General features: G+C 71.5%; 20 protein-coding genes and 1 pseudogene. 7 read left to right on the forward strand and 14 right to left on the reverse strand.

What is annotated here, in order from left to right; all coding sequences use genetic code 11:
• Positions 1-4 precede the first annotated feature (4 nt).
• From ACQP2Y_RS36970 to ACQP2Y_RS36995, 6 genes are all read right to left on the reverse strand, one after another.
• On the reverse strand, positions 5-622 hold the full coding sequence (locus ACQP2Y_RS36970) for a response regulator transcription factor (protein ID WP_360552887.1): 618 nt from the start codon (positions 620-622) through the stop codon (positions 5-7).
• A complete protein-coding gene (locus tag ACQP2Y_RS36975) occupies positions 619-1,764 on the reverse strand; it encodes a sensor histidine kinase (RefSeq protein ID WP_433720836.1) in 1,146 nt (381 codons plus the stop codon). The genes ACQP2Y_RS36970 and ACQP2Y_RS36975 overlap by 4 nt, the downstream gene beginning before the upstream one ends.
• On the reverse strand, positions 1,761-2,582 hold the full coding sequence (locus ACQP2Y_RS36980; protein WP_433720838.1) for an ABC transporter permease: 822 nt from the start codon (positions 2,580-2,582) through the stop codon (positions 1,761-1,763). The genes ACQP2Y_RS36975 and ACQP2Y_RS36980 overlap by 4 nt, the downstream gene beginning before the upstream one ends.
• A complete protein-coding gene (locus tag ACQP2Y_RS36985) occupies positions 2,579-3,415 on the reverse strand; it encodes an ABC transporter ATP-binding protein (RefSeq protein WP_433720839.1) in 837 nt (278 codons plus the stop codon). The genes ACQP2Y_RS36980 and ACQP2Y_RS36985 overlap by 4 nt, the downstream gene beginning before the upstream one ends.
• 108 nt (positions 3,416-3,523) lie before the next feature.
• On the reverse strand, positions 3,524-4,291 hold the full coding sequence (locus ACQP2Y_RS36990) for an ABC transporter permease (RefSeq protein ID WP_433720841.1): 768 nt from the start codon (positions 4,289-4,291) through the stop codon (positions 3,524-3,526).
• Positions 4,292-4,343: 52 nt separating this feature from the next.
• Positions 4,344-5,258: an ABC transporter ATP-binding protein gene (locus tag ACQP2Y_RS36995; RefSeq protein WP_433720842.1), complete on the reverse strand. Its 915-nt coding sequence runs from the start codon at positions 5,256-5,258 to the stop codon at positions 4,344-4,346.
• A 364-nt stretch (positions 5,259-5,622) separates the two neighbouring features.
• On the opposite strand from ACQP2Y_RS36995, the gene rnhA reads away from it, so the two are divergent.
• Positions 5,623-6,084 (forward strand): ribonuclease HI, encoded by a 462-nt coding sequence (gene rnhA / locus ACQP2Y_RS37000; protein ID WP_433720844.1) that lies wholly within the window; start codon positions 5,623-5,625, stop codon positions 6,082-6,084.
• A 3-nt stretch (positions 6,085-6,087) separates the two neighbouring features.
• On the opposite strand, the gene ACQP2Y_RS37005 is transcribed toward rnhA, so the two are convergent.
• Complete coding sequence (locus ACQP2Y_RS37005; RefSeq protein WP_433720846.1) at positions 6,088-6,519, reverse strand: MarR family winged helix-turn-helix transcriptional regulator; 432 nt, start codon at positions 6,517-6,519, stop codon at positions 6,088-6,090.
• 103 nt (positions 6,520-6,622) lie between these two features.
• Between ACQP2Y_RS37005 and ACQP2Y_RS37010 the strand changes: the two genes are divergently transcribed.
• The 3 genes from ACQP2Y_RS37010 to ACQP2Y_RS37020 all read left to right on the forward strand — a co-directional run bounded on the left by ACQP2Y_RS37010 (position 6,623) and on the right by ACQP2Y_RS37020 (position 9,180).
• Positions 6,623-7,177, forward strand: a complete 555-nt coding sequence (locus ACQP2Y_RS37010; protein ID WP_433720847.1) for a TIGR03086 family metal-binding protein — start codon at positions 6,623-6,625, stop codon at positions 7,175-7,177.
• Between the two features lie 11 nt (positions 7,178-7,188).
• Positions 7,189-8,364, forward strand: coding sequence for an epoxide hydrolase family protein (locus tag ACQP2Y_RS37015; RefSeq protein ID WP_433720849.1), 1,176 nt, complete (start codon positions 7,189-7,191; stop codon positions 8,362-8,364).
• A gap of 306 nt (positions 8,365-8,670) precedes the next feature.
• Positions 8,671-9,180, forward strand: coding sequence for a carboxymuconolactone decarboxylase family protein (locus ACQP2Y_RS37020; protein WP_433720851.1), 510 nt, complete (start codon positions 8,671-8,673; stop codon positions 9,178-9,180).
• On the opposite strand, the gene ACQP2Y_RS37025 is transcribed toward ACQP2Y_RS37020, so the two are convergent.
• From ACQP2Y_RS37025 to ACQP2Y_RS37040, 4 genes are all read right to left on the reverse strand, one after another.
• A complete protein-coding gene (locus ACQP2Y_RS37025; protein WP_433720853.1) occupies positions 9,177-9,758 on the reverse strand; it encodes a GNAT family N-acetyltransferase in 582 nt (193 codons plus the stop codon). The two genes, ACQP2Y_RS37020 and ACQP2Y_RS37025, sit on opposite strands and share 4 nt — an antisense overlap.
• Positions 9,759-9,772: 14 nt before the next feature.
• On the reverse strand, positions 9,773-10,144 hold the full coding sequence (locus ACQP2Y_RS37030; RefSeq protein WP_360819506.1) for an MmcQ/YjbR family DNA-binding protein: 372 nt from the start codon (positions 10,142-10,144) through the stop codon (positions 9,773-9,775).
• Between the two features lie 39 nt (positions 10,145-10,183).
• Positions 10,184-10,390: a hypothetical protein gene (locus ACQP2Y_RS37035; RefSeq protein WP_433720854.1), complete on the reverse strand. Its 207-nt coding sequence runs from the start codon at positions 10,388-10,390 to the stop codon at positions 10,184-10,186.
• Between the two features lie 1,130 nt (positions 10,391-11,520).
• Entirely contained in the window at positions 11,521-14,373 is a 2,853-nt protein-coding gene (locus ACQP2Y_RS37040; protein ID WP_433720855.1) for a helix-turn-helix transcriptional regulator, read from the reverse strand.
• Between the two features lie 110 nt (positions 14,374-14,483).
• On the opposite strand from ACQP2Y_RS37040, the gene ACQP2Y_RS37045 reads away from it, so the two are divergent.
• On the forward strand, positions 14,484-14,732 hold the full coding sequence (locus tag ACQP2Y_RS37045) for an SCO4226 family nickel-binding protein (protein WP_433720857.1): 249 nt from the start codon (positions 14,484-14,486) through the stop codon (positions 14,730-14,732).
• Between the two features lie 46 nt (positions 14,733-14,778).
• On the opposite strand, the gene ACQP2Y_RS37050 is transcribed toward ACQP2Y_RS37045, so the two are convergent.
• A complete protein-coding gene (locus tag ACQP2Y_RS37050) occupies positions 14,779-15,723 on the reverse strand; it encodes an intradiol ring-cleavage dioxygenase (protein WP_433720858.1) in 945 nt (314 codons plus the stop codon).
• Positions 15,724-15,822: 99 nt separating this feature from the next.
• Between ACQP2Y_RS37050 and ACQP2Y_RS37055 the strand changes: the two genes are divergently transcribed.
• Positions 15,823-16,665 (forward strand): DUF1932 domain-containing protein, encoded by an 843-nt coding sequence (locus tag ACQP2Y_RS37055; RefSeq protein WP_433720859.1) that lies wholly within the window; start codon positions 15,823-15,825, stop codon positions 16,663-16,665.
• Here the strand turns inward: ACQP2Y_RS37055 and ACQP2Y_RS37060 are convergent.
• Positions 16,623-17,917, reverse strand: a pseudogene (locus ACQP2Y_RS37060) (RNA-guided endonuclease InsQ/TnpB family protein). The gene ACQP2Y_RS37055 and the pseudogene ACQP2Y_RS37060 overlap by 43 nt on opposite strands.
• A gap of 43 nt (positions 17,918-17,960) precedes the next feature.
• Here ACQP2Y_RS37060 and ACQP2Y_RS37065 point away from each other — a divergent pair.
• Positions 17,961-18,125: a type II toxin-antitoxin system prevent-host-death family antitoxin gene (locus ACQP2Y_RS37065; protein ID WP_433732203.1), complete on the forward strand. Its 165-nt coding sequence runs from the start codon at positions 17,961-17,963 to the stop codon at positions 18,123-18,125.
• A 15-nt stretch (positions 18,126-18,140) separates the two neighbouring features.
• On the opposite strand, the gene ACQP2Y_RS37070 is transcribed toward ACQP2Y_RS37065, so the two are convergent.
• Positions 18,141-18,620, reverse strand: a complete 480-nt coding sequence (locus ACQP2Y_RS37070; protein WP_433720860.1) for a GNAT family N-acetyltransferase — start codon at positions 18,618-18,620, stop codon at positions 18,141-18,143.
• Positions 18,621-18,653: the final 33 nt, after the last annotated feature.

Genomic DNA, 18,653 nt, shown 5'->3' on the forward strand with positions numbered 1-18,653 from the left:
CGGCTCACAGCAGGCCGTGGCTCATCGCCCGGGTGACCGCGGCGGTCCGGTCGGCGACGTCCAGCTTCGCGAAGGCGCGCAGCAGGTGCGTCTTGACGGTGGCCTCGGTGATGAACAGCTCCCGGCCGATGTCGGCATTGGTCAGTCCCCGCGCCACCAGGCGCAGCACTTCGGTCTCCCGGGCGGAGAGCGCCGGCGGCGCGGGGCTGCGGACCTGCCGGATCAGGGTGGAGGCGACGCTGGGGGCGAGCACGGTCTCGCCGCGGGCGGCGGCCCGGACGCCCTCGGCCAGCTCCGCCGGCGAGGCGTCCTTGAGCAGATAACCCCCGGCGCCGGCCTCGATCGCCCGCAGGATGTCACGATCCGACTCGTACGTGGTCAGCACCATCACCCGCACACCGGGCACAGTGGCCACGATCTGCGCAGTCGCCTCGACACCGTCGCCACCGGGCATCCGCAGGTCCATGAGCACGATGTCCGGCCGGAGCTCGGCGGCGAGCGCCACGCCCTCGGGCCCGGACGAAGCCTCACCGACGACACTCAGGTCCGGCTCGGCCTCGAGCATGCCGCGAATGCCGTGCCGCACCACAGGATGATCGTCGACCAGAATCAACCGAATCACGCCGGCACTTCCACTTCTACGAGGGTTCCCGTGTCCGGGTCACTGTGGATGGTCAGGGTGCCGTTCACCTGCTCGGCGCGGGCGCGCATGCCGGGCAGTCCGAAGCCGGTCGTGGCCGCGGTGTCGAAGCCCCGGCCGTCGTCGCGCACCACGAGCCGGACGCTGTCCGCACCGAAGGCGAGCAGCACCGCCACCTCGTGGGCGTTCGCGTGGCGGCGGACGTTGGTCAGCGCTTCCTGTGCCGCGCGGAGCAGCACGACCTCCACGACGGTCGGCAACGCCCGGGTGTCGCCGGTGAGGCGGAAGGTCGCCGGGCTGCCGGTCTCCTCGGTGAAACGGGTCGCCTGACGGCGTACCGCATCGGGCAGTGAGCCGGTTGCCAGCGCGGCCGGCGCCAGCGCCGCGAGCAGGGCTCGCGACTCGGCCAGGTTCTCCCGGGCGGTCCGCACGGCCAGCGCGAGCCGCTCGTCGGCCAGCGCCGGATCGGCGGCCTGAAGCAGGGTGATGATGCTGGTGAAGCCCTGGGCGAGGGTGTCGTGGATCTCGCCGGCGAGCCGGGCCCGCTCGGCGGCGACGCCGGTCTCGTGCGACAGCCGGGCCACCTCGGCGCGGCTGCTCTCCAGCTCGGCGATGAGCGCGGCCCGTTCCTTGCTCTGCTCGACGACCCGGTGGATCCACACTCCGAGCCAGACCGCGGCGGCCGACGTCGTGGCGGAGATGGGGGCGACGTGGGTGAGGAAATACCAGTCGACCCCGTCGTTGGTGAGGGCGCCGACGAGCGGAAGCAGGTTGGCGCAGACGACCGCGACGACAGCCGGGCGGATTTCCAGCACCAGGAAGATCAGCGGGCAGAGCGCGAAGAGCAGGTAGCTGACGGTGGAGACCGCGACCGTGCCGACCGCGAAGACAACGAGCACGACCACGACGAACGGCAGGCCGGCCTGCCCGCGCCGCCCCCAGAGCCCGTAGAGCAGGGCGATCACCGCGATGGCCCCGACCGCGACGGCCCGGCGTCCGGTGCCGGTCTCGGACTGGCCGAGCACCGCCGCCGCCACCGCGAGGGCGACGACGGCGTAGAAGATCGCCCAGGCCCGGGAGTACCGCGCGATGGGCTCCCCCGGGCCGGCCGGCTGCACGATCATGCGTCGCGGGTGTTGGTCCAGCGGAAGGTGATCAGGCACAGCACTGATCCGATCACACACCAGGCGAGCAGCACCAAGGCGATCCGCCCGTGCTCCCAGGCGCCGCCGGCCTCGAACCCGACCGCGGAGTCCGGCAGGAAGACGGACCGGAAGCCCTGGGCCATCCACTTCACCGGGAAGATGGACGCCACCGTGATCATCCAGCCGGGCAGCTGGGTGATCGGATGGATGAACACCCCGGACAGGAACTGAAGCGCGACCACCGGCACGTTGAGCACGGCGCCGGCGGTCCGGGCCGAACGGACCAGGGCGCTCGCGGCGATCCCGAGCAGGCCGCAGGCGATGACGGAGAGCACGAAGAGCCAGCCGAAGGTGAACCAGCGCCCGGCATCAGTGGGCAGCGGCAGATCGAAGAACAGCACCCCGACACCGAGCAGCACGACCACCTCGGCGGCGGTCAGCACAGCAACCATGATCAGCTTGCCGAGGAAGTACGCGGTGGCGGTGACGGGCGTGCCCCGCAGCCGCTTGAGCGTGCCGTCCTCCCGATCGGTGGCGATCCCGACGCCCATGGTGATGAACGCGGTGGCGACGACCCCGTACGCGATCATGCTGGCGGAGAAGACCCGGGCGGCGCTGAGCCCGGGGTGGTCGTAGTCGTCGGCGAAGATCGTGCCGAAGAGCAGCAGGAGCAGGGCGGGGAAGGCAAAACTGAAGATGACGGCGGTGCGGTCGCGGAAGAACTGAAGAATCTCGACCCAGCCCCGGCTGACCCCCATCCGCGCGGTCGAGGGAAGGGTGGGGGCAGTGGTGATCATCGCTGCTCTCCGATCAGGGTCAGGTAGGTGTCCTCGAGGCTGGGGCGGGTGACGGTCAGGCTGGTCAGGTCGACGCCGGCCGCGGTGAGCCGGGTGATCAGCGCGGCGGGCTCGGTGGTCTGCTCGGACTCCCGGCCGTTCGGCCCGACCCATTCGACGGTGGCGCCGGCGCCGGCGCGGCCGCCGAGCGTGGCCGGGGTGCCCTCGGCCACCAGGGTGCCGGCGGCGATGACGGCCAGCCGGTCGGCGAGCGCCTCGGCCTCGTCGAGGTAGTGGGTGGTGAGCAGGATGGTGGTGCCCTCGGCGGCGAGCGCCCGGACCAGCTGCCAGAACTGCCGCCGCGCCTGCGGGTCGAAGCCGGTGGTGGGCTCGTCGAGGAACACGATCTCGGGCCGGCCGACGATGCCGAGCGCGACGTCGAGGCGGCGGCGCTGACCGCCGGACAGGGCCCGTACCTTGGTCTTGGCCTTGTCGGAGAGCCCGACCAGCTCGATGACCTCGGCGGCGGACCGCGGCCGGGGATAGAAGCCGGCGATGTGCCGGACGGTCTCGGCGACGGTGAGATCGGCGGCGTCGGTGGCCGACTGCAGCACGATGCCGATCCGGGCCCGCCAGGCCCGCCCGCCGGTGGCCGGATCCTGCCCGAGCACCCGCACGTCGCCGGAATCCCGCTGCCGGTGCCCCTCGAGAATCTCCACGGTGGTGGTCTTCCCGGCGCCGTTGGGGCCGAGCAGGGCGAACACCTCACCGTGCGGAACGGAAAGATCAATGCCCGCGACCGCCGGGCGGGAGCCGTAGGACTTGCGGAGGCTGGTGACCTCGATCGCTGTCATGCATAGGAGCTTGCCGAAGGAGAGGGTCCGCCCGGGACGACCGCCCGGCTGTCACCCGGTGTCCACCGATCGACGGACAGCGCACCTCACCCTGCCGGGATTGCCCCGTTACTCCCAGCGGAACTTGCGGGCGGCCGCGGTGAGCGCGACCGCGGCCCAGAGGGTGAGGCTGAGCCAGATGCTCGCCGGCACTGCGGTGCCGCTCGTGAGCGTGTCGCGCAGCGCTTCGGCGTGCGCCGCCAGCGGCAGCAGGAAGTGCCCGGCCGTGCCGAGGTCGGGCGCCGCGAACATGATCCCGCCCGCGGCCAGCATGAGCACATAGATCAGGGTGGCCGCGGCGGTGGTCGTCTCGGGCCGCAACACGCTCGCGATGAGCAGGGCCAGGCCACAGTAGGCAGCGGTGGCGAGCACGGTCACGCCGATGGCCGGCAGGACGTGGGAGAGCTCGGGCCGCCAGCCCACCACAACACCGACCAGAGCAAGGGCGAGCACCTGCAGCCCGACCAGGCAGAGGATCGCGGCGGTCTTGGAGAAGAGCAGGCCGGGGCGGGTCAGCGGGGAGGCCCCGAGGCGTTTCAGGACGCCGTAGCTGCGTTCGTAACCGGTGGTGATCGCCTGGCCGGTGAAGGCCGTCGACATCACCGTCAGGGCCAGCACGCCGGGGACGACAAAACCGAGGCGGTCGTCGCCGGGGACGTTGGTGGCGTTGGTGAGGCCGGCACCGAGCAGCACCAACAGGGGTACGCCCATGGCGAGCACCACAGCCTCACCACGGCGGGCGGTCAGCAGCAACTCCATGCGTACCTGCTGGCGGAGGATCGCCCGCATCGGCGCCCGGCCGGGAGCGGGAGTGAACGTGCCGGCTTCGGTGCTCATCGCCCAGCTCCAGGCTTCGTCGCGGTCGGGCGTCGTCGGTGGGACCCGATGGTCATCGGGTGGCTCCGGCGGTCAGGGCCAGGTAGACGTCTTCGAGGGTGCGGCGGCGGGTGTTGACCGCGGTCACCTGGGCGCCGGCCGTGGCGAACCAGCCGAGCACCGCGGCGATGGCTTCGGTGTCGAGGGCGCCGGCGATCGCGTACTCGCCCGGGTTGTCCTCGGTGACCTTGGCGTCCAGGCGGGCGGCGAGGTCGGCGACCGGGAGGGCGGGGTCCGCGCGTACCTGAAGGAGGTCGATGCCGGCCGCGGCCGTGAGCTCCGCCGGCGTGCCGGTGGCGGCGACCACGCCGTTGTCCATGATGACCACGTGGTCGGCCAGGCTCTCGGCCTCGTCGAGCAGGTGCGTGGTGAGCAGGACCGAGACACCGTCGGTGCGCAGGCTCTCGACGAGCTCCCAGGTGGTCTGGCGGGCGCCGACGTCCATGCCCGCGGTGGGCTCGTCGAGGAAGACCAGCTCGGGCCGGCCCACGAGCGCGACGGCCAGGGACAGCCGCTGCTGCTCACCGCCGGAGAGCCGGCGGAACGTGGTCTTGGCGAACTTCCGCAGCCCGAGCCGGTCGAGCAGCATGTCGGTGTCGAGCGGATGCGCGGCGAAGGAAGCGAAGAGCCGGAGGATGTCACCGGCGGTCGCCCAGGGGTAGACACCGCCCGACTGCAGCATGATGCCGAGCCGCGGCATCAGATCGTCGTGATCGGCGACCGGGTCGAGCCCCAGCACCCGGGCGGACCCAGCGTCGGGCGCGCGGAAGCCCTCACAAACCTGGAGCAAGCTGGTCTTACCGGCGCCGTTGTTGCCGAGCAGGGCCAGGATCGCGCCGCGCGGCACGGTCAGCGAAACGCCGTCGACGGCAACGACATCGCCGTACTTCACGACGACGTCCTGCACCTCGACGGCTGCCTCACGCATGCCGAAACTGTACTGGCTGGCCGGTCCGCGGCTCCCGCCTGTCCACAGCGGTGTGGTCCGGACCGCGCCGGGCCGGCCTCTTTCCGAGCAAGAACCGCAGGTCGCAGAGCGGCTGGTCAGCCGTGGAATGTGAGTGTTTCCGAACGGTTTGGCGCCGGGCGGACCATTCGCTAGGCTGGGGTTGGGAGCGCTCCCACCGCTCTCGGGCACTGCGGGGGCAGGCCGCCGGTCCGGTACCGGTTCCCCCCGGCAAGCCTGCGGCGTCACGCAGGCACCGGATCGGCGGCCTGACGCTCACTCGATGCGGTGGGAGCCTCCCGCTCTGCTGCCCTCCCGGCTTGAGCTGGTCGGTAGGGTGCTGCGCATGACTGGCTCGGCCACTGCGGTGGAGATCTACACCGACGGCGCTTGTATCCCCAATCCCGGACCCGGCGGCTGGGGTGCCGTGCTGCGCTGGGGCTCCAGCGAGAAGGACCTCTGCGGCGGCGAGGCCTCCTCCACGACCAACAACCGGATGGAGCTCATGGCCCCCATCCAGGCGTTGGAGAGCTTGACCCGGGCGCCGCTCGCCGTGCTGCTCTACACCGACAGCATCTATGTGCGGGACGGCATCACGAAGTGGATACCCCGCTGGAAGGCCAACGGCTGGCTCACCTCGGCCAAGCAGCCGGTCAAGAACGTCGACCTGTGGCAGCGCCTCGACGCAGCCGTGTCCCGGCACGACGTGCAGTGGCACTGGGTCAAGGGCCACGCCGGTCATCCCGAGAACGAGCGCGCCGACCGGCTCGCCGCGCGCGGCCTGCAGGAAGCCATCGCCGCCCGCTGAGCACTAGCTCACCTCGGGGCTCAACTGCTGGAGAACCCGCAGGAAGATCCGCTTGTCCGCCGACGTCAGCCCGCCGAGCAACTGCTCCTCGGCGGCCCGGATGCCGGCTCTCACGGACGCGTACAGCTGCCGCCCGGCCGGCGTCAGCCGCAGCAGCCGTACCCGTCGGTCCTCGGGGTCCGGCTCGCGCTCGATCAGATTGCGTTCCTGCAGCTCGTCGAGGGTCCCGATGATCCGGGTCTTGTCCGCGCCGATGGCGCGCGCGAGCGCCGCCTGGGTGCGCATCGGCTCGTCGGCCAGGGCGCTGAGCACGACGTAACCCCACATCGACACGTCGTGAGCGGCGAGCACCGGCCGCTCGGCCGCGATCAGCGCGCGGCCGAGCCGCACGACCATCGCGCCGAGATCGGGTCGGTCGCGGTCCGGGTCGGGCACGGCCGAAAACATACACCTTGACAAATCATGTACGCCCGCAGATCGTAAGCACATGCATACTATCGACCTCCTCGCCATCCATGCGCGAGCTGTCCGGGCGACCGTGCCGATCGTCGCGCAAGTCCGGCCGCCGGACTTGTCACTGCCGACACCCTGCGCCGAATGGGATCTCGGCCACCTGCTCGCCCACATGACCGCCCAGCACCGCGGTTTCGCCGCAGCAGCCGCAGGCCACGGCGACGATCTCGACATCTGGCAGCCGCGCCAGCCGGGCGACGACGTCACCCGGGAGTACGCGGGAGCAGCCGAGGCCGTCATCGCGGCATTCGCCCAGCCCGACGTTGCCGAACGCGGCTTCCTGCTGCCCGAGATCACGCCACGGCCGATTCCCGGCCGACTCGCGATCGGCTTCCACCTCGTCGACTACGTCGTGCACGGCTGGGACGTCGCGCGCACGCTCGGCCTCGCGTACGAGTTGCCGCCGGACGTACTCGCCGCGGCCCTGCCCATCGCGGAGGCCGTGCCCGCCGGTGAGGCCCGACTGGCGCCCGGAGCGGCCTTCGCGCCGCCGCTTCCGGACCCCGGTCAAGATCCGCTGGATCGCATCCTCGCCCTGCTCGGACGCGATCCGGGCAAGAATGTCGTACCGCGCCGCTAGCGTCCCGAACCATGAATCAGCGGTCGTCCGAGATGGTCACGCCCTTCGCGATCCGGGCCGGCGACGAGGCCCTCGCCGACCTGCGCGAGCGGCTTCGGCGGACGCGCTGGCCCGAGCCGGCCACCGCCGGCGGCTGGGCGCAAGGGACGCCATTGGCGGAGCTGCAGGCACTCTGCGGCTATTGGGCCGATGGTTACGACTGGCCGGCGGCCGAGGCGCGGCTCAACCGGATGCCCCAGTTCCGGACGACCGTCGACGGCCTCGGCATCCACTTCGTGCATGCGCGGTCGCCACATCCCGAGGCCGTGCCGCTGGTCCTCACACACGGCTGGCCGGGCTCGATCGCCGAGTTCACCAAGGTGATCGGCCCGCTCACCGATCCGGTCGCGCACGGCGGCGAGGCGACGGACGCCTTCCACGTGGTGTGTCCATCTTTGCCCGGGTACGGGTTCAGCGACCGTCCCGCCGAACAGGGCTGGACAGTGGAACGGACAGCCGCAGCCTGGGTGCAGCTCGTGGAGCGACTGGGCTATCCGCGTTTCGTGGCCGCGGGTCACGACTGGGGCACCAGCATCAGCACGAGCATCGCCCAGCAGCACCCCGACAGGGTCCTCGGCATCCACGTCATGCCCCCACTGGTGGCGCCCGACCCGACGACGTTCGAAACGCTCACCGAGGCGGAGGAGGCCGCCCTGCGCGACCTCGAAGCCTCGGGCGACAGCGGCGACGGCTACTCACTGGAGCAGTCGACGAGGCCGCAGACCATCGGCTACGGGCTGGTCGACTCGCCGGCCGCGCTGGCCGCGTGGATCATCGAGAAGTTCCAGGCCTGGACGGACTGCGACGGTGACCTGTCCACGGTGCTCACCCGCGACGAGCTGCTCGACAATCTGATGCTCTACTGGCTGCCCCGGACGGGTGCCTCGGCGGCGCGGCTCTACTGGGAGAGTTTCCGGGCAGTTCAGGCGCGGTTCCGCACCGGCACGACGGATGTGGTCGAGGTGCCGACGGCCTGTTCGGTGTTCCCGAAGGAGAATCCGCGACCGTCGCGCCGGTGGGCCGAGAAGCGTTTCCGGGACATCCGCTACTGGGGCGAGCCGGCTCGTGGGGGGCACTTCGCGGCCTTCGAGCAGCCGGCGCTGTTCGTCGCGGAGCTGCGGGCCGGGTGGCGGGCGATGCGGCTGTGAGGCTGAGCGCTTTGCGCAGGTCGAAGACGGCGTTCATCAGCACCCCGGAACGGCCCCGGCGGGCGGCTTCCCGGGCCTCACCGGAATCGCCGGCCCGCAGGCTGCGGCGTCCCGGGCCTCACCGAAATCCCCAGTGCGCAGGCTGCGGCGTCCCGGGCCTCACCGAAACCGCCGGTGCGCAGGCTGCGGCGTCCTGGGCCTCACCGGAATCGCCGGCGAGCAGGCGGCGGGCCATCGGGCGAACGGTCGCGGAGAGCAGCCGGAGGCTCGCTGGACACGCCGCCGCGGGCACAGGACGATGGGCGCGTGCCGCACATCAACCTGCCCGAACTGCCCGGCATGGTCGGGCTCCTGGTCCAATATCCGCACACCGCGGGCCCGCTCAACGGCCTGGCCGATGCGCTGCTGCGGGGCCCGTCACCCCTGACGCCCGGCGAGCGGGAGACGATCGCCGCGTACGTGTCGAGCCGCAACGAATGCACGTACTGCAGCGGGATCCACGGCGCGGTCGCCGCCCACCTGCTGCACCAGGAGGGCAAGACGACCGAGCACGCGCAGACCGATCAGAAGATGCGGGCACTGCTGTCGATCGCGGAGAAGGTACGGGTCGACGGCCGCAGCGTCAGCCCCGCGGACATCGACCACGCCCGCGAGCACGGTGCCGACGACAAGGCCATCCACGACACGGTGCTGATCGCGGCGGCCTTCTCGATGTACAACCGCTACGTCGACGGCCTGGCCACCCTCGCCCCGCGGGAGCCCGAGGTGTACGCCCAGCACGCCAAGAACCTCGCCGAGGGTGGCTACCTGCGTTAGGGGCGGGCGGCTCGCCACTCGGCGCGGGTCAGGGCGTATTCAACGTCACCGTGCTCGTCGCCGGGGATCCGCTCGGGCCAGTCCTGATGGAACGTGCGGATGTAGCGCAGGCCCGCCTTCTCCATGACCCGGCGCGAGCCGAGGTTCACGGCCAACGTCTCGGCGTAGACCCGTTCGACGCCGAGCTCGGTGAAGCCCTTGCGGATCAGCGCGAGGCTGCCTTCGGTCGCGTAGCCCTTGCCCCAGGACTCGCGGCGCAGGCGGTAGCCCAGCTCCACCCCGGCGTCGGCGTCACCACCGGCGGGCGGGCCGTCCGGGCGCGGGCGGAAGTGAAACCAGCCGACGAAACGCCCGGATGCCTTCTCGACGGCGGCCCAGAAGCCGAACTGCTCGCCCCGCTCGTAGTACGCCAGCCAGAAAGGAAGCACCACGTCCCGGACCTCTTCGAGCGGCGTCGCGCGGCCGCCCGTCAGGTAGCGCATCACGGCGGGATCGCTGTCCAGCTCGACGATGTGGTCGACATCGCCCGCGGTGAACTGGCGCAGCACCAGCCGCTCCGTCTCCAGGTAGACGCCCATGACCCCATCCGGACCTAACGGCTGGCCGGTGGATCGGCGTCGGGCAGGCCGGCGACGTAGGCCGCGGCCACCCGCTTCGGCACCACCATGCGCCAGGCGTCGATCACCAGCTCTTCCATCTGGCGGTGGTCGAGCTCCGCCAGCCAGGCCTGGACCCACCGGAAGCGCATGTCGGTCGCCTTCGGCAGGTGGAAGACCTTCGGCTGGGATGCCACCAGGGACTCGCGCTCCTCCTTCGGGAAGCCGAAGCCCATGACTGTCTCATCGCGGGAGAACGCCACGTAGACGATCTGTCCCACCCGGAACTTCACCCGGTCGTAGATCAGGTGCTCGGTAGTGCGGGGTAGCCTCAGGGCGACCTCGCGGACCTCCTGGACGGTGACCATGGCGCACCCTAACGCCGGGCTCTGACATTTCCCGGCGGGTCACGACTGGCGAGGGCGGGGCACCGACGGGGGCAGGCGGGTGGTGTCCTCGGAATCGTCGTCGTCGACGATCGCCTCGCGCACCTTCGCCCGGGCGACGCGGTCCGGGGTCAGGCGGTAGGTGGGGGCCCGGACGAGCTCGTCGGGGACGAGGTGGCGGCCACCGCCGGCGCTTTCGGTCTGGCCGGCGGAGGACGAGCGCCGCACGGTGGCCGACGGCGAGCCCTTGCCCGCGCTCGGCGATTCCGCCCCGGTGGGAGGCGAGCTCTCCTCCGCTCGCGGTGAACCCGTCCCTGCGGGGGATGCGCCCGCCGCCTCGCGGGGTGAACCAGGCGCTGCAGGCGAAGAGCCCGCCGCCGCGTGGGGTGAACCCGGTGTTGCGGCCGATGAGCCCGTCCCCGCGGACGATGAAGCCGGCCTTGCCGGAGACGAACCCATACCCGTGATCGACGAACCAGGTCCTACGAAAGGCGAACCAGAACCAGCAGAAGGCGAATCCAACCGTGTCCCCGACGATTCACGACCAGCGGAAGGTGAACTCGTACCCGCGACCGGCGCGCCAGGACCGGCGGAAGGCGACCTCTCCCCCAGTGCCGACGAGCCCGTCTCGACAATCGGCGGATTCTTGCCGGGGCTTGATGAGCTCTTTGTCGCAGGCGACTGGCCCTTCCCTGTGGCAAAGGGACTGTTCCCCTGGCGCGGGGAGCCGTTCCGGGTAGGACCGGAGCCGTGCGCCAGCGGCGAAACAGAAGTAGGCGCCGGGAACCCGAAAGCGGCGGCCGAATCGGTCGCCGAGGGGGAGGCAGGCCAGGGCAAGCCGGCGAGCGGACCCGACGAGGAAGCGGCCGACGACGCCGAGCGGGGCGCAGAACCAGCAGTCCCGGAAGACGAAGCGGCAGCGGAGCGGGATGAGCCGGCAGCAGCGCGGGCCGGCGCGGCCGGGGAACTGACAGCGGACGGACGAAGATCAGGAGGCGGCGGCGTCACAGACGACGAGGCGGGCAGCAGAATCACCGACTGATCAGGCCGGGACGCGACGGCCGGCGACACGACCGCCGTCCCGCGGACCGCCCGCCGGGGGCCGATCAACCGCGCCGCCAGGCTGAACACGCTGCGGGTCGCTGTGTCGTATCCGTCGCGATAGGCCTCGTCGCGGTCCAGGACTGTGCGGTACCACTGGTGCAGGCGGCCGGCGGCGTATCCCACGCAGGCCGTGAACGCGGCCAGCAGTGTGATCAGGAGTGCGTCGTTTCCGGGCGCGGTCATGAACCGATTCTTGCCAAGGTATAGACCACTAGCTATAGCCCGTTCGACGTACCCCGATCGGTCGACAATCGTCAGCGATGTGTCGCAGCCCACGTCGCGATCTGGGCCCGGCGGGACGCCGAAAGCTTGGTCAAGATGTGTTCGACGTGCGCCGACACGGTCTTGGGCGAGATCGACAGCGCCGCGGCGATCTCGCGGTTGGTCGCGCCCTCCCCGATCAGGCCCGCCACCTCCCGCTCCCGCGCGGTGAGCTCAGGCAGATTCGCGCCGGACGGCCCGGGCCCGGACAACGACGCACGTGGCGCGCCGCCGGCAGTCGCGAACGAACGGGGCCGCCCAGGGGCAGCCACGGGCAGCGGCAAAGCGGCACCAGCAGGAATTAGAACCACCGCCCCAGCCGCTGCGGCCTCCGCAGCCGCCTGGGCCGACAACCGCGCAGCATCCCCCGGCCGCCGCGACCGGTACGCACACCGCGCCTGATCAGCCACCGCCTGCGTACCCTCCCAGAAACGCCGCCGCCCCCGCCAGAACTCAGCCGCCCGCTCCAGCTCGACCCGCGCCTTCCCGGTCTGCCCCTCATGCAGATGCACCAGCCCAGCCCCATGATCAAGCGCCCCGAGCGTCCCCGGGATCTCCCGGTCCCGCAGCAGCTCCCCGGTCCGCCGCAGCCAGTCCCGCGCCCCGGTCAGGTCCTGTTTCGCCAGGTAGGCCCGCACCCCGGTCACCACGTACGGGAACACATAAGCCGCATCCCGCACCTTCGCCGAAGCCTCGTACCCGCGCTCGCACCACCCGATCGCCTCGGCCGGCTCGTCGCGCAGCAGAGCGATCGACGCCAGGCCCCACCACGCCGGTGAGATGCGCTGGAGCTCCCCCATCGCTTCCCCGAGCGCCGCCGCCTCGCGCATGCAGTCATCGGCCGTGTCGAACGATCCCCGGCCCAGGGCCACATAGCCCAGCACGTGCAGCGCCGTGATCCGGGTGGTGATGCCCTGTCCGTCGGCCAGCGCCCGGGCAGCCCCCGCCTCCGCCGCCGGCCACGCTCCCTCGGCCCAGTCCACATGGGCCAGGTGCGCCGCCATGTAGTGCCGGTCGTTGAAGCGTTCCACCGAGTCCGCGTATTCAATCCCCTCGCTCAGCCATAACCGGGCCAGGTCGTATTCGACCAGCACCGATGCCGACGAGCCGATCATCCGGTAGCCCCGGGCCGCCTCCGCTTCGAGGCCGCCGCGGCGGGCCCGGCCGATCGCGTTCGCCAGCATCTGCCAGCCTTCGTGCATGCGGCCGGCGAAGACCAGGATCGAGCCGAGCGTGCCGCCGAGGTGGCAGCGCAGCGGATGATCACAGTCCTCCACTTTGAACGCCTCGGCCAGCACCCCGACCTCGGTGGCCTCCTCGAGCCGCCGGTCCAGCATGTAGGCCGCGGACAGCGCCGCGTGCAGCCCGGCGCGGATCTCCTGGGCCGGCTCGTCGGTGCGGGACGCGATCAGGTCCAGGCCTTCGCGCAGCAGGCCGGTGCGTTGCTCCAGGCCCGCGCCGAGCAGATGACAGACCGCGACGAGCTGCGGTGCGACGGCGGCCGCGCTGAGCGCGTCCCCGGCCTCCAGACGCATCCGGTACGCCGTGAGCAGCGTCTCCGCGGCCTCACTGTTCTCGTCGACCGCCGCGAGTTCGCCGCCCAGCGCGGTCAGCAAGGCCGCCGACTCGTCCACCGGGAGGCCGGCCGGCGCTGTCCGCAAAGCTCGCCGGTACAGCTCGACGGCCTCGCGGTGCGCGGATATCCGTACTGCCGCGGCCGCCGCGGTCAGCGCGTGTCGGTGGGCCTCGGCCGGACGGTGTGCGCGTTCGTACTGGTCGCTCACGAAGGCGTCGGACAGCCCGGCCGCCAGCGCCGCCTCGGCTGCCCGGGCGTGCAGCTCGCGGCGCCGGAGCGGGGGCAGGTCCGCGTGCAGCGCGTCGCGGATCAGGGCGTGGCGGAAGTCGTACGTGAACCCGTCGGCGTGCGGCTGGATGAAGAAGCGCTCGGCCAGTTCGCGCAGACCGTCGTCGATCGGGTCCGGGCGTTCGCCGGTGATCGCGGTCAGCAGGTCCACGTCGAAGGAGCGGCCGATCACCGACGCCGTGCCGGCCAGTGACCGGGCGGCTGCGCTCAACGACGCCGCCCGGGCCAGCACCGCCTCGGCGAGCGTGTCCGGCAGGGCCGCCTCCGCGTCGACCGTGGCCAGGAACTCCTCGACGTGCAACGGGATGCCGTCGCTGCGGGCGAAGATCGCGCCGGTCACCGTCGCGGGCAGGACGCGGTCGGAGATCGCGGTGGCCAGCGCCGCGGTGTCCGCCGGGCTCAGCCGGGACAGGCGGGCCTCCTCGGCGTGCCGCTGGTTGAGCAGCCGGGTGCGCCACTCCCGCATCGGGACCCGCGGGTACAGCTCGTCGCTGCGGTACGTGCCGATGATCAGCAACGGCAGGCCGGGCAGCCGGTGGGCCAGCCTGGCCAGCGTCTGCAGGGTCACGTCGTCCGCCCAGTGCAGGTCCTCCAGCGTGATCAGCACCGGTTGCGGTCCCGCGCCGGCCTCGGCGAGCGCGTCGGCCAGGCCGGTGACCAGCAGACGACGCTGGCGGTGACTGTCGCCGTCGTGGGACTGGCGGAGGAGCTCTGCTGTGGGCGTACCGAAAGAAGAGAGTGCGTCCGTGATGAGCCCGGCGGCGACATCGGCGTCCGCCGGGAACGCGGCCGCGCCGACCACCGTGAAACCGCTCGCCACGGCCCGGCCGGCGATCTCGGTCAGCAGGCGGGTCTTGCCGATGCCGGCCTCGCCGGCCAGGAAGAGCAGCTCACCGCGGCCGCCGGCGGTCGCCGCGAGCCGGCGGTCCGCGAGCGCCAGCAGGTCGTCGCGGCCGACCAGCACGGGGCTCGGGGCACGCATGGCGTGACTCTAGGCCGAAGCCGGTGGCCTTCCTAGGTGTTATGACCGATGTCCGACGCGGGCCGTCCCCGCAGGCTGGTGCCGGTAACCGAGTGGAGGGGACGAGTTCGATGGCGAAGTTCATGGACGTGCACAGCGGGTTCCACGGGGTGACCCCGGAGCAACTGGACGCCGCGCACGAGGCCGACCTGAAGGTCGAAGGGGAGGAGGGGGTGCACTTCGAGCGGGCCTGGCTCGACGCTGAGCAGGGCAAAGCCTTCTGCCTGTCGACCGGGCCGAGCAAAGAGGCGGTCCAGCGCGTGCACGAGAAGGCCGGTCACCCGGTGACCGAGATCTACGAGCTGACCGCCGAGGCGTGAGCGGGTTCCGCCCGGGCCTTGGGGCGGCCCGGGCGGAACCGTCCGCTCAGGAGGAGGCCGGACGCGGGGCACCCGACGGCGGCGTGCCGCCCGGCGCTCCCCCGCCACCGGCGGGCGCGCCGCCGCCGCCGGTCTCCTCGCCGGACGGGTCGACCGCGATCGTGAGCTTGGCGACGTAACCGTCGGCGACGCTGCCGGTGACGGTGGCCAGTTCGGTGACCGCCGAGTCGTCACCGAACACGTTGTCGGTGTCAAGGCTGACCTGGCTCAGGTTGCTGACGCTCTTGCTGTAGCCGTCGGTGGCGTAGACGGCGTCCGCCACGTCCTGCGGGATGGCGATCTGCGAGGTCTTGACGATCGGGCCGTCCCCGCTGGTGGCGTCGGCCGGCGATGAATAGACCTCGAAGTGGATGTGCGGCCACCGGCCCGAGTAGCAGGCCGGGAAGATGCTGGTGAAAGTCGCGGTGCCGGAGGCATCGGTCTCCTGGATGCCCCGCAGATAGTTCTGGTCGGTCACCCCGGTGGAGTACAGCGAGTAGTTGCCGTCGCGGTCACAATGCCAGGCATAGACCGCGGCCCCGGTGAGGGCCTTGCCGTTGAGGTCGGTCACGACCAGCGAAAATTCCAGCGGTACGCCCTCAGCGGTCCCGCTCGAGTCCCCGAACGACGTGCGGATGTCCTTGCGCACGATGCCCGACTCGGTCCGCACGTCCGGCCCGTTCGACCCGTCCGCCGGGTACGGCCCGGCCGTCTCCGACTCGACCTCGGTGGCGGTGCCGGTGGCAGCGGCGGCGCTGGTGGCGGCGGCCGTCGTCCCCGTCTCGGCTGTGCTGCCGCAGGCCGCGGTCCCACCGACGAGGGCGAGGGCACCCACCCCGCCGAAGGCGGCCAGCAGCCGGCGCCGTGACATGGTCCGCAGGTCGAACTGCAGCCCCTTGTCGTGCACCCGGCGCACGTATGCGGCGTTGTCCTGATCCCCTTGTTCCTGCACGGTGGTGGCCTTTCCTCGCGGGTTGTCTCCCAGAAGACAACCAAGGTTCACTGTGCGTCATCTGTGTCCCGGCTGTGGCCCGGTCTTTAATGTCGGGGCATGGTGACTGTGGCGATCGTGAGTCCGGGATACATGGGCGCGGGCCTGGGCGGTGCGCTGCGGGCCGGCGGCGCGAGGGCGGTCGCGACCACGGCCGGGCGCTCGGAGCGGACCCGGCAGCTGGCCGCGGGCCTGGAACTGCTGCCCGGCATGGACGAGGTGATAGCCGCCGCGGACGTGGTGCTGTCGGTGACCCCGCCGGCGCAGGCCCTCGGGGTCGCGCACAACATCGCGGCGGCGGCCCGCCGTACCGGGGTGGCGCCGGTCGTGGCGGACCTGAACGCCGTCGCGCCGCAGACGATGGCCCGGATCGCGGAGGCCTGCGCCGGGCTGCCGGTCGTGGACGGCTCGATCTCGGGACCGCCGCCGTCCGCCCGGCCGGGCGCCCGGATCTACCTCAGCGGACCGGAGGCGGAGGTCGTGGCCGGGTTGCCGTGGGACGGTCAGGTCGAGCCGGTGGTGCTCAGCGGTGGGCTGGGCTCGGCCAGTGCACTGAAGATGTGCACGGCGGGCGTCTACAAGGGACTGACCGCCCTGGTCACGCAGGCGATGCGGACGGCTGGGCAGCACGGGGTGCTGGAGCAGGTGCTGGCGGACCTGGCGCGCAACGGCCTGGCCGACTCGGCGGGGGTGGTCAGCGCGGCCACGAAGGCGCACCGGTTCGTCGACGAGATGCGGGAGATCGCGGTCACGCAGCAGGCGGCGGGACTGACGCCGGCGCTGTTCGAGGCCCTGGCGGTGGTGTACGCGGACATCGCCGGGACCGAGCTGGCTGCCGGTACGCCGGAGTCGGCGGATCGTCAGCTCCCGCCGGAGGAGATCGTGCGGAGGCTGTCACGCTGAGCGTTGACATCCTCTCCGCCCTGAAGGACGGAGATTCCCGCCACGCCGCGCGTGGAACACGCGGCGTCCGGGTGGGTTACCGCTTCGCCGCGCGGTGCCGGGACAAGTCCCGGTCTTACCTGCGCTCCACGGTCGTTGAAGTCCGCCTGCCCGGCGGCCTTGATGTTGACGGCGGCGTTGACGTCCCGGTCGTGGTCGCTGCCGCACGGGCAGTCCCACGACCGGATCGACAGATCCATCTTGGCGTTGATCCGGCCGCAGTCCGAGCACATGCGGGTGGACGGGAAGAAGCGGTCCACCCGGGCGAAGGTGCGCCCGTACCGGGCCGCCTTGTACTCCAGCATGCCGGTGAAGCTGGCCCACGCGGCGTCGTGCATGGACTTGGCGAGCCGGGTCCGGCCGAGACCGGCCACGCACAGGTCCTCGACGTACACCGCTTGGTTGTCGCGGATCAACGTCGTGACAACTTGTGCTGCCAGTCCCGCCGGGTGTCGGCGACCCGGGCATGAGCCCGAGCGACCTTGACGACGGCCTTCTTGCGGTTGGCCGAGCCCTTGGTCTTGCGAGCAAGGGCCTGCTGCAACCGCTTGAGCCTGCGAGCCGCCCGGCGCAGAAACTTCGGTGCGGTCACCTTCTTGCCGTCGGACATGACCGCGAAGTGGGTCAGCCCCAGGTCGATCCCGACCTCGGAGTCCGTGGGCGGCAGGGTCTCGTTTTGGTCGATCGTCACGACGAACGACGCGAAGTACCGGCCGGCCGCATCCCGGATGATCGCCACGGACGACGGGTCCGAGGGCAGCTCGCGGGACCAGCGCACGTCCAGGTCGCCGATCTTCGGCAGCCGCAGCCGGCCGTTGTCCAACACCTTGAACCGGGAGTTCTTCGTGAACCGGATCGCCTGCCGGTTGTCCTTGCGGGACCGGTATCGGGGCGGGGCCACCTTGCGGCCCTTGCGCTTGCCGGTGATCGAGGCGAAGAAGTTGCGGTATGCGGTGTTCAGATCGGCTAGGGCCTGCTGCAACACGACCGACGACACCTCGCCCAGCCACGCCCGTTCCGGAGTCGTCTTGGCCTCGGTGATCAGCCGCCGGGACAGCTCGCCGTCCGAGACGTACTTCCCGCCCGCTTCCCGCGCGGACTGGCGCAGGCGCAGCCCGTCGTTGAACACCACCCGGGCACACCCGAACGACCGGGCCAACGATTCCTGCTGGCCGGGCGTCGGGTACACGCGGAAGTTGTAACGGAGCCGCATCAGGGAAAGCGTACACAAGCGTTACCATGCGTACGTGACCGACATGCCGAACGAGATCAGCGCCCGCAAGCTCCGCGAAAACCTCGCGGCCACCTTGAACGACGTGGCCGTACGGGGCCAGACCATCTGGGTGACCAATCACGGCCGCCGGATCGCCGCCATCGTTCCGGTACCGTTGGCCGAGCAGATCCAACAGCCCTCGGGTTAAGGCACTACTCAGGCCTTAGCGGCCCTCCCAGCGCGGGCCTTCACCCCCGGCCTGAGGACCGGAGCACTGGCCCGCAACCCGGTAGCGGCGCAGGGTGACCGGGCTCCCGTCGGGCGCGGTCCAGTCCGCCACGGCGCTGCCCGTGAACATCCACCCGGTGCGCTCGTAGTAGGCCGCCGCCGCGGCGTTGGCCACTTCCAGCACCAGCGGCCCGTCGTGAGCTGCGCGCGCGTGGGCGATCAACTCCCGGGCCAGGCCGGTGCCGCGCCGCTGAGGGCTGACGAAAAGCCTGCTCAGCTCTCCGTCGCCGGTCACGATCGCATGCCCGGTGATGGTCTCCCCTTCGACCGCGACCCAGGCTCCCCGAAGGCCCGGCGGCGTCAGCCAGGCCGGCGGATCGGCAGGCCAGTTCAGCGGATAGCCGTCCGCCTCGTGCACCACCCGCAGCGTGGCCATGCAGGCGGACAGGTCCCCGGCAGCTCTGGATCGGATCACCGCCCCAGCCTAATGGTAAAGAGCTGTTGCGCA

The sequence above is a fragment of the Actinoplanes sp. CA-051413 genome (genome assembly GCF_050955795.1).
In the GTDB taxonomy this organism is placed as follows: Bacteria; Actinomycetota; Actinomycetes; order Mycobacteriales; family Micromonosporaceae; genus Actinoplanes.

What these genes read in the sequence shown, in the direction of transcription:
- ACQP2Y_RS36995 (WP_433720842.1), bottom strand. Translation starts at nt 5,258, where the DNA reads ATGCGTGAGGCAGCCGTCGAGGTGCAGGACGTCGTCGTGAAGTACGGC.
- ACQP2Y_RS37055 (WP_433720859.1), top strand. Translation starts at nt 15,823, where the DNA reads ATGGTGACTGTGGCGATCGTGAGTCCGGGATACATGGGCGCGGGCCTG.
- ACQP2Y_RS37040 (WP_433720855.1), bottom strand. Translation starts at nt 14,373, where the DNA reads ATGCGTGCCCCGAGCCCCGTGCTGGTCGGCCGCGACGACCTGCTGGCG.
- rnhA (WP_433720844.1), top strand. Translation starts at nt 5,623, where the DNA reads ATGACTGGCTCGGCCACTGCGGTGGAGATCTACACCGACGGCGCTTGT.
- ACQP2Y_RS37030 (WP_360819506.1), bottom strand. Translation starts at nt 10,144, where the DNA reads ATGGTCACCGTCCAGGAGGTCCGCGAGGTCGCCCTGAGGCTACCCCGC.
- ACQP2Y_RS37065 (WP_433732203.1), top strand. Translation starts at nt 17,961, where the DNA reads ATGCCGAACGAGATCAGCGCCCGCAAGCTCCGCGAAAACCTCGCGGCC.
- ACQP2Y_RS36990 (WP_433720841.1), bottom strand. Translation starts at nt 4,291, where the DNA reads ATGAGCACCGAAGCCGGCACGTTCACTCCCGCTCCCGGCCGGGCGCCG.
- ACQP2Y_RS36985 (WP_433720839.1), bottom strand. Translation starts at nt 3,415, where the DNA reads ATGACAGCGATCGAGGTCACCAGCCTCCGCAAGTCCTACGGCTCCCGC.
- ACQP2Y_RS36980 (WP_433720838.1), bottom strand. Translation starts at nt 2,582, where the DNA reads ATGATCACCACTGCCCCCACCCTTCCCTCGACCGCGCGGATGGGGGTC.
- ACQP2Y_RS37045 (WP_433720857.1), top strand. Translation starts at nt 14,484, where the DNA reads ATGGCGAAGTTCATGGACGTGCACAGCGGGTTCCACGGGGTGACCCCG.
- ACQP2Y_RS37025 (WP_433720853.1), bottom strand. Translation starts at nt 9,758, where the DNA reads ATGGGCGTCTACCTGGAGACGGAGCGGCTGGTGCTGCGCCAGTTCACC.
- ACQP2Y_RS36975 (WP_433720836.1), bottom strand. Translation starts at nt 1,764, where the DNA reads ATGATCGTGCAGCCGGCCGGCCCGGGGGAGCCCATCGCGCGGTACTCC.
- ACQP2Y_RS37015 (WP_433720849.1), top strand. Translation starts at nt 7,189, where the DNA reads ATGAATCAGCGGTCGTCCGAGATGGTCACGCCCTTCGCGATCCGGGCC.